This is a genomic window from Actinoplanes sp. NPDC020271 (assembly GCF_044388125.1).
Lineage (GTDB): Bacteria > Actinomycetota > Actinomycetes > Mycobacteriales > Micromonosporaceae > Actinoplanes.
In genome coordinates, this window is record NZ_JBIRWQ010000009.1 from 211427 (window position 1) to 225308 (window position 13882).

A 13882-nucleotide genomic window follows, 5' to 3' on the forward strand; every position below is an offset into this window, starting at 1 on the left:
CCCCAGGCCTCGACCACATCCCCGAGGCCGCGACCGGCGGCCCACGCGCGCACCTCGCGCAAGACACGCAGGGGCGCTTCCCGCGCCGACGGCGCGCCAGGTCGCCGATGCCACCGTGACGTTCACCGCACCGGGCTACCAGACCAAGGCCGGCCGGCACGACCGATGTGCCCGGCGGCGGGGGCGGGCTCATGGGCGTACGCGCAAATCGGGTTTAAGGTCGTGACCGGCAAACCCGGGGAAAGCGGAACCGAGCCTCAAACGGTAGGGTCCAGGCGACCAGCGACGGGGGAGAGCATGACCGATTACGACGAGCGCTACCGCACCGGGAACACCCCCTGGGAGATCGGCCGGCCCCAACCCGCCCTCACCGCCCTGCTCGAACACGGCGTGCGCGGCCCCAAAGTCCTCGACCTCGGCTGCGGCACCGGCGACCTCGCCTGCACCCTCGCCCGCCGCGGCTACCACGTCACCGGCATCGACATCGCACCCCTGGCCATCGAGAAAGCCCGCGCCAAAGCGGCCGGGCTCACCGCCACGTTCGAGGTGCAGGACGCGACCGCGCTGAACCTGCCGCACGCACCGTTCGACACGATCTTCGACAGCGGCCTGCTGCACAACCTGCACCGCGACGGCGGCAACGTCGACGCCTACCTCGCCCAGCTGCCCGCCCTGACCGAGGCCGGCACCATGCTCTACGTCCTGGCGATCTCCGCCGCAGCGGGGGAGGGGTGGACCATCACCCGCGAATACCTGCAGACATGCTTCCCCGAACCGGTCTGGACCGACCTCAAGATCAAAGACGTGGAAGCGATCGCCGACGTCGACGACCAGCAGGTGCGCCTGCCCGCCCTCCTACTGCGCGCCGCCCGCGCCTACACCTAGATGACCTGGCGCGACGACCGCATCGGATCAGCCCGGCGCGGCACCAACCCCACCGTCATCGCCCGCCTGCACACCGGCTTCGTGGCCCTCGGCGACAGCCAGTTCCTCCCCGGATACTGCGTCCTGCTCACCGACGACCCCACCATCGGCAGCCTCACCGACCTGCCCCGCACCCGCCGGCTCGCCTTCCTCGCCGACATGGACCTGCTCGGCCAGGCCGTCGCCACCGTCTGCGCCCGCCTCGACCCCGCCTTCCGGCGCATCAACTACCAGATCCTCGGCAACCTCGACGAATACCTACACGCCCACGTCCACGCCCGATACACCTGGGAACCCGCCGACAGAAGCATCGGACCCGTCTCCCACTACCCCCGCGAACTGCGCGACGCACCAGCACACCAACTCGGCCCCCAGCACGACACGCTGCGCGCCGCCCTCACCACCGAACTCACCCGGCCGACCGATCCAGATCAGCCGGAATCAGACTGAACACCGCCAGATCCGACCGGCCCGACCGCGTCCACGACGCATGACGCAACACACCCTCGAACACGAAACCGGCCGACTCCGCCACCCGCCGCGACGCGACATTCCGCACATCCGACTGCAACGTGATCCGCGCAAAACCGTGCTCCACCAACGCCCACCGCGCCACCGCCCGCGCCGCCTCCACCGCAAAACCCCGACCGCGCGCCCACACCGCCGACCAATAATGAATCTCCGCCGTCATCGCCGACCAGTCCGCACCGAACAACGTCGCATGACACGCCAACCGGCCACTGACCCGATCCACCCCGGCGAAAAGCTCACCCCGCAACACCAATCCACGGCCCGCTCCAACCCGGCCCCCGCATAACGGAAACCGACCGGAGCGAACCGCAAAAACTCCCGCTCGTTCCACACCGCATGCACACCCGGCGCATCACCGGACTCGAACGGCCGCAGAACCAACCGATCGGTCTCCACCACGGCCCGCGGAAACACCCCGATCAGCGCCCGCGGAAGAACGAAACCGCCTCGGCCAACGCCAGATCCGTCAACACCGGATCGTGGCGCACCCCGACATCCCGCATGAACGCGTGCTCACCACCCTGATAGACGTGCAACTCCACATCCGTCAGACCCGCCGCGTACAACGAAGAAATCGTCTCCACCCGCGCCGCCGGCGGCACATGCGGATCCTGCGACCCGAACACCACCATCAACCGGCCCCTGATCTCCCCGGCCCGCGACAACGAATCCGCCACATCAGCACCCAGCTGACCATTATGCAAACCCGTCGGATAAAAACACACCGTCGCCGACACCCGCGCATCCAACGCCGCCCGGAACGCCAGATGACCACCGATACAAAAACCGGTCACCACCAGCGACGACACATCCTCACGACGCTCCAGATGATCCAGCACCGCAACCCGATCCGCGTCGAACTGCGCCGCCGACGTCGCCGCCGCACCGGCCAGACCCCGCGCCTTACCCGCATCGTCGAACTCCAGAGCCACCCCCTGCAGCTCACCGTGCGGATAGATCTCCGGAACACACACCACGAAACCCTCCGACGCCAACCTGCGCGCCGACCGCAGCGTCGACTCCGTCAGCTGAAAGATGTCGGTGTACAACAACACCCCGAGAAACGTCCCGCCACCGGCCGGCGCCAGCACGACCGCCCGGATCTCCCCGGCCGCCGACGCAACCCGCACCTCGTCCTCACGCAACTTCATGAAGATCAACCTAACGCGTACGCCCTAGACACCTCACCGGACAACGCCCGGGAACTGACCTGCGTCGCCCCGGCCCGACGACGACAGCGTCCGCCCGGCACCGCAGACTCGCCATCGATCTTGTGGCACGATCGCCGGATGCTGCGCCTCACCGATTTCATCATCGACTGCCCGGACACGATGGCCCTGGCGGCCTTCTACGCCCAGGTGACGGGCCGCCCGGTCAAAGAAGGTAGCGACGAGGACTGGGCCGGCATCCGATTCGGCGAGATCGAGCTGGCCTTCATCCGGGTGACGGACTATCGCGCACCGCAGTGGCCCGGCAGCGAACACCCCAAACAATTCCACCTCGACTTCGAAGTCGACGACATCGAAGCCGAGCAGAACCGCGTTCTCACGCTCGGCGCAACCCTGCAACAGGACTTCATCGGCCCCGAAGGCTACGGCTGGCGCGTCTACACCGACCCCGTCGGTCACCCGTTCTGCCTCTGCCGCAACAAGGGCGTCACCTGGACCGGCCAGGCCCCGGTCTGGCCCTGGAACCACTAGCAGACGCGGCCGTCACCCCAACTCGCGCAACACCCGATTCGTGCGATTCGACTGGATCGCCGCACGCTGCTGCTCCGCCGTCACCTCGATGTAGTTCTGCGACGTCGCCAGCGACGCATGCCCCAGCAAACGCATGATCTCCGACGCGTTCGCCCCGTCCTCCGCCAGCCGCGTCGCGAACGTGTGCCGCAACGCATGCAACTGCGCACCCCGCGGCACCCGATCACCGATCCCGGCACGACGGAAACACGACCGCACCAGATACTGCAACCCACCCCGCTGCAACGGCGCACCATGCCGATCCACCAGCATCGGATCCGCCTTCGACACCCGGCCGAACCGCACCCGCCGACTCTCCACATACCGCCCCACCGCCGCGTCCAGCCCACCGTCGATCGGCACCGTCCGCGGCCGCCCACCCTTACCGGCCACCTCGACGCGCCGCTCACCGTCACGGCCCGACACCGACCCGACCCGCAGCCCCAACAGCTCCGACAACCGCAGCCCGGCACACAACGCCAACGCCAGCACCAGCACATCCCGCTCCGGCCACGGATCACGCTGCCGCTCGTCGGCCCGCGACACGACCCGCAACAACTCCTCCGGCGTGTCCTCACCCCGCAACGGCTTGGGGGAGTGCGCCACCATCCGCGGCTTGTCGACCGCCGACATCGGATTGCCGGCCACCACCCCCTCGGTCACCAGGAACGTGAAGAACGCATTCCACGACGACCACGCCCGGGCCACCGAAGCGGGGGCGCGCTCCGCGGCGAACCGGGCGAACGCGGCCCGCAGCACGCGAGGGGAGAGGTCGGCCGGGGTGAGTGGCGCGGGCGCGGCCTGCCGCAACACCAAGGACAGATCGCGCTGGTACGCCGCCAGGGTGTGCGCCGAGGGTTTGCGTGTCGCCCGCGCGGCCAGGAACTCGTCAACCAGCTCGGCGAGAGGGGAGAGCGGCTCAACGGCTGATTCATGCTGCATAAGATATATTATGCATGATATATCCGCATTCGTACCTTGATGGACCCTAGCACGTATCCCCGCCATCCCGAACACCTTTCACCCCGAAAAGCCGATTGGCGGGTACGAACGAGCCGGCGCCCCGAACACGCGTCCAAGCGCGCCCGCGGCGGCCCGCCCAGCGGTTCCTGCCAGGGAAGGCCTCCCGCCCGGATCGGGGAAGGGGCGCCGGCTCGACCGGCCGACCGGCCCCGTCGTGTCCTCGAACGGATTCGAACGCCTGTGCTCGTGATTGCCGCCCGCTGATGATGTCGCCGCGTCGCTCGCGCCGATCGGTGTCGCTGGTCGCCCAGTCGGCAGGCCGACCGGGGCCCGGAGAAGTCGTACGGGTTCGTTCGTGCAGCGAGTCGATCAGGGGGAGTCCGACACGCACGTCAGAGACCCCTCTCCGCTTGCTAGTTGACATAATGTACATTATCGACCTGATATTTCAGGCCGTGGACGGGCTTGATGACGGCCACCCATCACGGGCGCAGATCAGCGAAGTTACCGACGACCCGTCGATCTGCGAGTTATCGGCAACCGCAACGGGGCGTCGCAGGCGTCGCGAGCGCCGTCGACCCCGGCCACTTGTCCGGTGACCACGACACCCCGCTCGGTCCCGCGCGCTGACACCGACACAGTCAACTCGCGGTTGACGCCTCCCCTGCCCGTGCTCGTGGCACCATATCGCTGATCTTGATCGATGCGGGGAGGAAGTGCGATGCGAGACGACTGGATCTACGTCGTGACCGACGTCGAGACCGACGGCCCGTGGCCCGGCGCGAACTCGATGCGCTCGTTCGCCTCGGTCGCCGTCACCGCCACCGGCGCGGAGCTGGGCGTGTTCGAGGCGGTGCTGGAGCCGCTGCCGGGCGCCGCTCCGAACCCGGACACGTACGCGTTCTTCCAGCGGCATCCGCGGGCGTGGGCCGCGGCGACGACGGATCCGTGCCCGGTGCCGCAGGTGATGGACGATTACGTGGCGTGGTTGCGGGCGTTGCCGGGGCGATTGATGTTCACGGCGTTCCCGATCGCGTTCGACGGTGGGTGGATCGACTTCTATCTGCGGCGCTTCACGCGGTACGGGCTGGTTCAGGGTCCGTACGAGAATGATGTTCTGTTCGAAGGTCGTCCGGGGTTGTGTCTGCGCAGTTATGCGGCGGCGTTGACGGGCCGGCCGGTGGCGGAGGTGACGCCGCAGTCGTTGCCGGCGGCCTGGTTCGGGGATGTCGAGCACACGCATCGGGCGATCGACGACGCGCGGGGGTATGCGCGTCTGCTGGGGGTGTTGTTCGGGGTGGCTGCTCCCCTGTCGTCCGACGCCTGATCTTGATCTTGGGTGTGCGGCGGGGCGCACGATTGTTGTCGGTGGGTGCTGGTAGAAAGAGAGCCCTCTCATACAGGCGTACGAAGGTGGGGACGATGGCCTCGGCGGGCGTGGATGCCCGTGGGTTGACCACGGAGGAGTTGGACGGGATCCGGGACGCGCTGGCGGCCGGGCGGAAGCCGAAGGTGCAGTTCACCGAGTCGGCAGGGCAGATCGCGGGGCAGATCGGGCAGGTGGTGGGGTTGGAGGATCCCGCGGTGTCCGAGGAGTGGGTGGTGGTGAAGTTCGGGCGTGACGAGCTGCCCTTCTCCCCCGTTGATCTACGGATTGCGCCGAAGGGCGTGCCGGTGAAGAAGGTGGCACCGCCGCCGGTGGAGCAGGCTCCGGAGCCGGTGTTGTCGGGTCCGGAGTTTTTGATCGACAAGCCGATCGCGAAGCCGAAGCCGTCGCCGGTGCAGCGTAAGAGTGAGGACGATGTGGACAAAGAAGGTCAGCAGGAAGTGACGGCGCCGGCTCCGCGGAAGGTGGCGCGTCCGGCGAAGCCGAAGCCGGGTCCGTCGTTGACGGTGACGCTCGCCTATGCCGAGGGTGAGTGGACGGTGGGTGCCAATCAGGGTGCGAAGGCGCTGGCGAAGCCGTATGTGATTCGTCCGGCGGAGGCGTTGAAGATGGTGCAGTTGATCGACGTGCCGGGGGTTCAGGAGGCGGTCGAGCAGATTCTGGCCGGTGAGCGGGCTGAGGCGGAGCAGCAGGCGCAGCGGTTGCGGGCGGAGTTGGCGGAGATCGAGGCGCGGCTGGCGGAGCTGGGTGAGGCGGGTTCGCCGGCGTCGTGATCGGTGGGTCAGTGCGGGGCGTCGTGGGGTGCGGCGGCGTCCTGCAGTTGGTGCTGGAGTTTTTGCGTCGGCGTGGTTTCACGGCGCTCGTTATGTCGAGAGCGCGCCGTGTGGTTCGCGTTTCTGCCGTGGTGCCGGCGCTGGGTCTCGGTGCAGGGGGCCCGGGGTGCGGGACGGTCGGCGGCGGGATCACCGCGGTGGATTTGGCATGCGAGCTTGATATCTCGGTTGCCGGGTCTTCCGATCGGGATCTAGCGTGGCGCGAGACCTGTCTGGAGAGTGGGTGCATTTGATGCCGCTGCGTAGCGATTCCTTGACGACCTTCGCCTGCGCTACGACCTCAGACAGGACTCTTCGGCATGGACCTTCCCCGTCACCACGTCATCCGCGAGGGTGACCTTCGCATTCTCAACCCGTTCTCGCCCGGGAAGCTGGCCGTCCTCGGCCGAGCTGTCAAGCTGCGGGCCGGTGATCGCCTCGTCGACCTGTGCTGCGGCAAGGGTGAACTGCTGCGCAGTTGGCACCTGGCCCACGGGATCCGGGGCATCGGCGTGGACATCAGCACCGCGTTCATAGCCGAGGCGCGCGAGCACGCTGCCGGGCTCCCGGTGGAGTTCGTCCACGGTGACGCGGCCGGTTTCGTCGCGCCGGAACCGGCTGACGTGGTCGCCTGCATCGGCGCCTCCTGGATCGGTGGTGGTGTCGCGGGCACCATCGAGATCATGGAGCGCAGTTTGTGTCCCGGCGGCATGCTGCTGATCGGCGAGCCGTACTGGCGGCTGGACCCGCCCGACCGGCAGACCGTTCAGGCGTGCCACGCGCAGACCCGTGACGATTTCCGGTCGCTGCCGGAGCTGGTCGCGCATTTCGGTGACGATCTCGGCTGGGATCTGGTCGAGATGGTTCTGGCCAGTCAGGATTGCTGGGATCGGTACGCGGCCGCGCATTGGCTGAACATCCGGACCTGGTTGGACGCCAACCCGGACGACGATCTGGCCCCGCAGTTACGCGCCGAGCTTGATACCGATCCGGTGCGGCATGTGCGCTATCGGCGCGAGTACCTCGGCTGGGGCGTCTTTGCCCTGCGCCGGCGCGGGTAGGCCGGGGCGGGGCCGAACGCCGCGCTGCGGGGGTGACCTTTTTGTTCGGCGGCCGGGCCGGGGTCGTGGTTTCCGATTCGCGGCGCTTGGGGTCGCCTGCCGGCAGTGAAGCGCCCGCCTCGGAAGGGGCGGGCGCTTCGCTGTCGGGGGTGGGCTTACTGGGCGCTGATGGTGCCGGTGGCGAGGAGCAGGACCAGCAGGGAGCCGAGGGCGAGGCGGTAGAAGATGAAGATGCTGTAGGAGTGCTTGGCGACGAACTTGAGCAGCCAGGTGACGGCGAAGTAGGCGACGACGAAGCTGACGGCGGTGGCGACGAGGGTGTTGGTCCAGCCGACGCCTTGGGAGATGTTGTCGAACTCCTCGTAGCCCTGCAGGATCGAGGCGCCGGTGAGGGCGGGGATCGACAGGAAGAACGAGAGTTTGGTGACGGTGACCCGGTCGAGGTCGCGCAGCAGGCCGGCGCTCATGGTGGAGCCGGAGCGGCTGATGCCGGGGATGACGGCCAGGCACTGGACGACGCCGATGACGAGGGCGTCTTTCCAGGTGACGTCGTCTTCGTGGCGGACCTGGGTGGCGGCGTGGTCGGCGAAGGCCATGACGCCGGACCAGGCGATCAGGGCGATGGCGACGAACCAGAGGCTGCGCAGGGTGGTTTCGATGACGTCTTTGAAGGTGAGGCCGGCGATGACGATCGGGATCGAGCCGAGGATGACGGCGATCGCGAATCGGAAGTCGGGGTGTTCGCGGGCTTCTTTGCTGCCGAGGCCGCGGAAGAAGGCGGGGACGATCCGGAGGATGTCTTTTCTGAGGAAGAGGATGGTTGCCAGGACGGCGCCGGATTGGATGATCACGGTGAAGGCGGTGATGTCCGGGTCGTCGAGTTGGTGGTTGAAGAGCTTCTCCAGGATGGTCAGGTGACCGGTGCTCGACACCGGGAGGAACTCGGTGACGCCCTCCACTGCGCCCATCAAGATTGCTTCGAAGATGTTCAAGCCCTGATCCCGCCCTGTTTGTCGCTTGTGTGTGGCCGGGTTCAGAGCATAGGGGTGTGGGTCTTGCCGGGCGACGGCGGTCTCAGTTTTCGATCACGGTGCCGTCGGTGACGTGCCAGTGGCGGGTGTGGCCGACGGCGTCGGCGAAGTACCGGTCGTGGGAGACGATCAGCAGGGTTCCGCGGTAGCGGCGCAGGGCTTCCTCGATGACGTCGAGGGCGTCGAAGTCGAGGAAGTTGGTCGGTTCGTCGAGCAGCAGGATGCGGGACGGGCTGTTGACCAGCACCGCCAGGAGCAGTCGGCGCAGCTCACCGGCGGACAGGTCGCGCAGGCGGGCGGTCCACTGTTCCGGCTCGAACTGGTGGCCGGCGAGCAGTTTCTCGGCGTCGTCGACGTACACCGGGATCTGGGATCGGAAATAATCCATGACGGTGGTGTCGGTGCGCAGGTGGTCCGTGGTTTGCGGGAGCACGGCGACCTCGGGGTGCGCCTGGGCGACGGCGCGCAGCAGGGTGGTCTTGCCGGAGCCGTTGCGGCCGGTGACGAGGATGCGGTCGCCGCGGGTGACGTCGAGGTCCACGTGGTCCAGCAGGGTCCGCTCGCCGTAGGAGACGTGCAGGTCGCGGATCTTGAGGACGATCTCGCCGGGGTCGCCGTCGTCGTCGGGGAACGCGAGGGTCAGGGCGGGGCGTCGGCGGGGTTCGGCGATCCACCGTACCGACGCCATCTGCCGGCGTAGCCGGCGTTCCCGTACTTTGGCTTTGCGGGCGACGAGGCGGGCGACGCGGCGCAGGTGGGGTGCGGTGGCACTGGATCGGTCGGCGTTCTCCACGCCCTGGGCGAAGCCCTTGGTGCGTTCGATGTCGGCTTCCCAGCGCAGCCGGTCCTTCTCCTGGGCTTCGAAGTCGAGCAGCAGGCGCTGCCAGCGGCGCTGTTTCTCCTCGCGGTAGGCGGTGTAGCCGCCGCCGGGGTAGTCCTGGGGTTGTTCGTCGATGCCGTCGAGTTCGACGATGCGGGTGACGGTGGCGTCGAGGAACGCGCGGTCGTGGCTGACGGTGAGCACGCCGCCGGGGAATCCGCGCAGCCAGTCGAGCAGCCAGGCGGCGCCCTCGGCGTCGAGGTGGTTGGTGGGTTCGTCCAGCAGCAGCAGGCCGGGGCTGGTCAGCAGGGCGCGGGCGAGCATGAGCCGGGCCTGTTCGCCGCCGGAGACCGCGGTCAGCGGCAGGTCGTCGTCGAGGTGGTCGATGTCGAGGCGCTGGCGGATCTCGGTGAGGCGGGTCTCGGCGGTCCAGCCTTCGAGGGCGGTCCAGCGCTCCTGGGCCTGGGCGTAGTCGTCGAGGACGTCGTCGCCGGCGGCCATCCGGGTCTCGAGCGCGCGCATGGTCGCGGTGACGGTGGCGAGTTCGCCGAGACCGGCGGTCAGGAACGCGGCGACGGTGCCGTGCGGGTTGCTCACCTGCTGCGACACGTAGGCGATGGAGGTGCCGGGGGTGAGGCTGACGGTGCCGTGGGTGGGTGGCAGGTCACCGGCGAGGACTCGAAGCAGGGTGGTTTTCCCGGCGCCGTTGGGGCCGACGACGCCGATGCGGTCACCGTCCTGCAGGACCAGGTCGAACCCGGAGAAGAGCAGGTCGCCGTCGTGAGTGCGGGACAGGCCGGTGGCTTTGAGATGGGCGGGCATGCGGGACCTCCACGAGCAGGAATCAACACCGATTGGTGGGTACGGGTGTTGGTTGCTCTCACATGAGGCGTTCGTGCTCCTTCGCTGCCGGTTCCGCCGACCACTCTGCCTGCCGCCCGGCACGGCTGCAACCGGAATCCAGTGGCCTGCTGGGCAAACCAATCCGGGAACCAATCGTGGCCTTAATGGGCGTTAGGCTCGGTGGGCGGTCTTGACCAGGCCGCTCGTTTCGCCGCGCACGTCGATGGCACGACCGTCCGTGATCCGTGGGCCCGCTCGTCTCCTCCTCGGAAAAAGGACCTCGCCATGCGTCTGGCCTCTGTCGCCTCCTCCCCCGTGCGTGACCTTCTCGCTCTGATCGACCGGCCGGAGGTGATCTCGTTCGCCGGTGGGCTGCCGGCGCCGGAGTTGTTCGACGTCGACGGCTGGCGGGCCGCGTTCGACACGGTGCTGTCCGGTCCGCAGGCGCGCCGGCATCTGCAGTACGCGCCGACCGAGGGTGACCCGCGGCTGCGCGGGCAGGTGGCGGCGCGGATGACCGCGCGGGGGCTGCCGTCGCAGGCCGGGGACGTGCTGGTGACGACCGGGTCGCAGCAGGCTCTGACGCTGGTCGCGGCGGCGCTGCTGGAACCGGGTGCGACCGTGGTGGTCGAGGAGCCGACGTATCTGGCCGCGCTGCAGTGCTTCGCGATGGCCGGGGCGCGGATCGTCACGGTCGCCTCCGACGAGCAGGGCGTCGATCCGGACGCGCTCGAGCAGGTCTTCCGGCGGGAGCGTCCCGACCTGGTCTATCTGGTGCCGACGTTCGCGAACCCGACCGGGCGGACACTGCCGGCGGCGCGGCGGGCCCGGGTGGCCGGGCTGGCCGAGCAGTACGGGGTGTGGACGGTGGAGGACGATCCGTACGGGGAGTTGCGGTACCGGGGCGACGTGCTCGCGCCCGTGGCGGCGTACGCCGATCGGGTGGTTCATCTCGGCAGCCTGTCGAAGATCGGGGCGCCGGGGTTGCGGCTCGGCTGGATGCGCACGCCGGCGGCGCTGCGGGCGGCGCTGGTGATCGCGAAGCAGGCGGCGGACCTGCACACCTCCACGATCGACCAGGCGGCCGCCGCGCAGTACCTGTCGGTGGCCGACCTGGACGGGCACGTGGCCGGGCTGCGGGTGGCGTACCGGGAGCGGCGCGACACGATGCTGCAGCTGCTGCCGCGGGTGCTGCCGGCCGGGTCGAGCTGGACGGATCCGGACGGCGGGATGTTCGTGTGGGTGCGCCTGCCGGGCGACGTCGACACCGCGGAGCTGCTGGCGGAGGCGTTGCGGCACGACGTGGCGTTCGTGCCGGGGGCGCCGTTCTTCGCCGGGCGCCCGGATCGGGCGACGCTGCGGCTGTCGTTCAGCACGAGCACCCCGGAGCAGATCACCGAGGGGATGCGGCGGCTCGGGGCGGCAGTACTCGCGGCGGGAAACCGTACTCGGGAAGGGCGGCGGGCGACCGTCGAGTTTGGCAGGCTTGCGGCGTCACACCCTCGACAGCACCTGATCTGAAGGGAACCATCGCGATGGCCAAGCTCGTCTCCACCCTGTTCATCTCGGCCGACGGGGTCGCCGAGATCGATCCCGAGTGGCACTTCCCGTATTTCGACGAGAACATGGGCCGCGCCGTCACCGAGGACTACGAGACGGCCGACGTGCTGCTGATCGGCCGGGAGACCTACGACAGTTTCGCCGGCGCGTGGCCGGATCGGGAGGCCGGCGGTGAGGAGGACGCGCCGTTCGCCAAGCAGCTCGGCGACATGCGCAAGATCGTCGTGTCGCGGCAGCCGCTGCAGTTCACGTGGCGCAACTCGGAGCTGCTCGCCGGTGACCTGGTCGAGTCCGTGACCGCGCTGAAGGCCGACCCGGGTGTCAAGGGTGTGCTGATCCCGGGGTCGATCGCGGTCGTGCAGCAGTTGCTGGCGGCCGGGCTGGTCGACGAGCTGCGCCTGCTGGTGCATCCGGTCGCGGCGCGCAAGGGGCGGCGCCTGTTCGACGACGGTGACCGGGCCTACCACCTGCGGGTGGTGTCGACCGAGGCGTTCCCGACGGGCGTGCTCCGGGTGATCTACGCGCCCGGGGCGGCGCCGGCCGCGCAGGGTTACGAGGAGACGAATGGTCAGGTGTGACCTGTCCCCCGGCCTGCGGTGCTCCCCCTGCGGTTCAGGGGGTGCCGGCCGGTCGGCCTCCCCCTGCGGTTCAGGGGGTGCCGGCCGGTCGGCGGGGCCACGATGGTGGCCCCGCCGGGCAGGCGCGCATCAGGCGGCGACGGCGAGACGCTCGCCCCGGGCGTCGGTGATGCTCAGCCGCGACGCCATGGTGCTGCGGGCGGCGATCTGCGCGGTGTAAGCGGCCCGGCGCCGGGTCACGCAGCCGTCCTTGGCGACCGGGGCGGCCACCTGGTCCATGTGCGTGATCAGGCCGTCGCGCAGCAGCGCCAGGGCCTCGGTGCGCAGCTGCGAGACACGCGACTCGGTGACACCGAGCTCCGCGGCGACCTCGAAAAGCGGACGTTCCTGCAGGAAGGAGGCCTCCACGACGAACCGCAGCCGCTCCGGCAGGACGGCGACCGCGTCGTGCAGGTACCCGAGGCGCTCACGGTGCAGCAGCAGCTCCTCCGGGTTCATCGACGCCTCGGTGACCATGTCCTCGGCGGCGCCGGCGGTGAAACCCTGCAGCGACAGCACCGCGGCGCGCTGCACGTCGTCGTCGACGCTGGACAGCTCACCGACGGCGACACCGAGCAGCTCGGCGAGCTCGTCGGCGGTCGGGGTGCGGCCCAGCTGGCGGGTCAGCTCCTCGCGGGCGACGTCGGCGCGGCGGGCCCGGGCGCGCACCGAACGGCTGGCCCAGTCCATGCTGCGCAGCTCGTCGAGCAGGGCGCCGCGGACGCGGACGGCGGCGAACCGGCCGAACGGGATGCCCCGTGACCGGTCGTAGGCCTGCGCGGCGGTCACCAGGGCGGCGTACCCGGCCGAGGCGAGGTCGTCACGGTGCACGTGCGGCGGCACCTTGAACAGCATCTCGCGGACCATGTGACCCACCAGCGCCATGTTGTCGCGGATCAGCTGCTCCTGCTCGCGGGTGACGGTGCGGGTCGCGGACTTGGCGGCGGTGGTGACAACAGTCGCGGTCATTTCGATTCCCCCCGTGGTGTCGGTTGCAGGGGGAACTTTTCGCGGCCACGGGTGCAGCGAACGGCCACTCTTGGTTGCTGCTCGGTTGCACTGCGAATTTCTTCTCAAGTCCGGCGGATGACCTCATAGCAGAACCACAGGCCGCCCGCCTCGACTTCGGTCCTCACTTCCGGGCAGCAGTCCCGCGCCTCACTTCCGGGCAGCAGCCCCGCGGGGAAGGGCTACGCCGCCAGCACGTCGAGGTAGTGCTGGTTGTACATGACCCCGAGCACGTTGCCGAACGGGTCGACGACCGACGCCGTCACGAACCCCGGCCCGCGTTCGGTGGGTGCGGCGTGCTCGGCCGCCCCGAGATCGAGCAGCCGCCGATAGACCGCCTCGACGTCGTCGACCGCCCAGTAGAGCACCGCCCCCAGACCCGGCCGATGCGGCGCGAACCGGGCGTTGATCACCCCGAACTCGTGCTGGTAGTCGCCCACCCGCCACTCCAGGTAGGCACCGTCCCGCTCGAAATAGGGCTCGGCGCCGAACACCTCCGTGTACCAGGCGCGGGCCGCCGTCAGGTCGTCGGCGAAGAACGAGACAGTGCTGAATCCGCGAAGCATCAGAGGTGTCCTCTCGATCG

15 protein-coding genes are annotated in these 13882 nt (G+C 69.1%); 8 read left to right on the forward strand and 7 right to left on the reverse strand.

Translation table 11 applies throughout. The features are described 5' to 3' along the window. Positions 1 to 297 precede the first annotated feature (297 nt). Positions 298 to 885 (forward strand): class I SAM-dependent methyltransferase, encoded by a 588-nt coding sequence (locus tag ACH442_RS21880; RefSeq protein WP_396339909.1) that lies wholly within the window; start codon positions 298 to 300, stop codon positions 883 to 885. Beyond that, positions 886 to 1374 (forward strand): diadenosine tetraphosphate hydrolase, encoded by a 489-nt coding sequence (locus tag ACH442_RS21885; protein WP_396339910.1) that lies wholly within the window; start codon positions 886 to 888, stop codon positions 1372 to 1374. It begins immediately after the preceding gene. Here ACH442_RS21885 and ACH442_RS21890 read toward each other — a convergent pair. After that, positions 1334 to 1786 (reverse strand): GNAT family N-acetyltransferase, encoded by a 453-nt coding sequence (locus tag ACH442_RS21890; protein ID WP_396339911.1) that lies wholly within the window; start codon positions 1784 to 1786, stop codon positions 1334 to 1336. The two genes, ACH442_RS21885 and ACH442_RS21890, sit on opposite strands and share 41 nt — an antisense overlap. Before the next feature lie 88 nt (positions 1787 to 1874). After that, on the reverse strand, positions 1875 to 2606 hold the full coding sequence (locus ACH442_RS21895) for a dienelactone hydrolase family protein (protein WP_396339912.1): 732 nt from the start codon (positions 2604 to 2606) through the stop codon (positions 1875 to 1877). Between the two features lie 138 nt (positions 2607 to 2744). On the opposite strand from ACH442_RS21895, the gene ACH442_RS21900 reads away from it, so the two are divergent. Continuing rightward, positions 2745 to 3155 (forward strand): VOC family protein, encoded by a 411-nt coding sequence (locus tag ACH442_RS21900; RefSeq protein ID WP_396339913.1) that lies wholly within the window; start codon positions 2745 to 2747, stop codon positions 3153 to 3155. 12 nt (positions 3156 to 3167) lie between these two features. Here the strand turns inward: ACH442_RS21900 and ACH442_RS21905 are convergent, their stop codons facing one another. Continuing rightward, on the reverse strand, positions 3168 to 4136 hold the full coding sequence (locus ACH442_RS21905; RefSeq protein WP_396339914.1) for a tyrosine-type recombinase/integrase: 969 nt from the start codon (positions 4134 to 4136) through the stop codon (positions 3168 to 3170). Between the two features lie 742 nt (positions 4137 to 4878). On the opposite strand from ACH442_RS21905, the gene ACH442_RS21910 reads away from it, so the two are divergent. The 3 genes from ACH442_RS21910 to ACH442_RS21920 all read left to right on the forward strand — a co-directional run bounded on the left by ACH442_RS21910 (position 4879) and on the right by ACH442_RS21920 (position 7417). Continuing rightward, positions 4879 to 5484, forward strand: a complete 606-nt coding sequence (locus tag ACH442_RS21910) for an exonuclease (protein ID WP_396339915.1) — start codon at positions 4879 to 4881, stop codon at positions 5482 to 5484. A gap of 95 nt (positions 5485 to 5579) precedes the next feature. Then, positions 5580 to 6317: a hypothetical protein gene (locus ACH442_RS21915; RefSeq protein WP_396339916.1), complete on the forward strand. Its 738-nt coding sequence runs from the start codon at positions 5580 to 5582 to the stop codon at positions 6315 to 6317. A 359-nt stretch (positions 6318 to 6676) separates the two neighbouring features. Further along, on the forward strand, positions 6677 to 7417 hold the full coding sequence (locus tag ACH442_RS21920; RefSeq protein WP_396339917.1) for an SAM-dependent methyltransferase: 741 nt from the start codon (positions 6677 to 6679) through the stop codon (positions 7415 to 7417). Positions 7418 to 7572: 155 nt separating this feature from the next. On the opposite strand, the gene ACH442_RS21925 is transcribed toward ACH442_RS21920, so the two are convergent. Next, positions 7573 to 8409, reverse strand: a complete 837-nt coding sequence (locus ACH442_RS21925; RefSeq protein ID WP_396339918.1) for an undecaprenyl-diphosphate phosphatase — start codon at positions 8407 to 8409, stop codon at positions 7573 to 7575. A gap of 82 nt (positions 8410 to 8491) precedes the next feature. Further along, positions 8492 to 10090 carry an ABC-F family ATP-binding cassette domain-containing protein gene (locus tag ACH442_RS21930; RefSeq protein ID WP_396339919.1) on the reverse strand — a complete coding sequence of 533 codons (1599 nt, stop codon included), beginning with the start codon at positions 10088 to 10090 and terminating at the stop codon, positions 8492 to 8494. A 306-nt stretch (positions 10091 to 10396) separates the two neighbouring features. Here ACH442_RS21930 and ACH442_RS21935 point away from each other — a divergent pair, with 306 nt between their 5' ends. Both ACH442_RS21935 and ACH442_RS21940 read left to right on the forward strand, forming a co-directional pair. Continuing rightward, positions 10397 to 11632: a PLP-dependent aminotransferase family protein gene (locus ACH442_RS21935; RefSeq protein ID WP_396339920.1), complete on the forward strand. Its 1236-nt coding sequence runs from the start codon at positions 10397 to 10399 to the stop codon at positions 11630 to 11632. A 14-nt stretch (positions 11633 to 11646) separates the two neighbouring features. Then, positions 11647 to 12249 (forward strand): dihydrofolate reductase family protein, encoded by a 603-nt coding sequence (locus tag ACH442_RS21940; protein WP_396339921.1) that lies wholly within the window; start codon positions 11647 to 11649, stop codon positions 12247 to 12249. Positions 12250 to 12378: 129 nt separating this feature from the next. Here ACH442_RS21940 and ACH442_RS21945 read toward each other — a convergent pair whose 3' ends face one another. Further along, complete coding sequence (locus ACH442_RS21945) at positions 12379 to 13257, reverse strand: sigma-70 family RNA polymerase sigma factor (protein ID WP_396339922.1); 879 nt, start codon at positions 13255 to 13257, stop codon at positions 12379 to 12381. A gap of 221 nt (positions 13258 to 13478) precedes the next feature. Further along, positions 13479 to 13862, reverse strand: a complete 384-nt coding sequence (locus tag ACH442_RS21950; protein ID WP_396339923.1) for a VOC family protein — start codon at positions 13860 to 13862, stop codon at positions 13479 to 13481. Positions 13863 to 13882 lie beyond the last annotated feature (20 nt).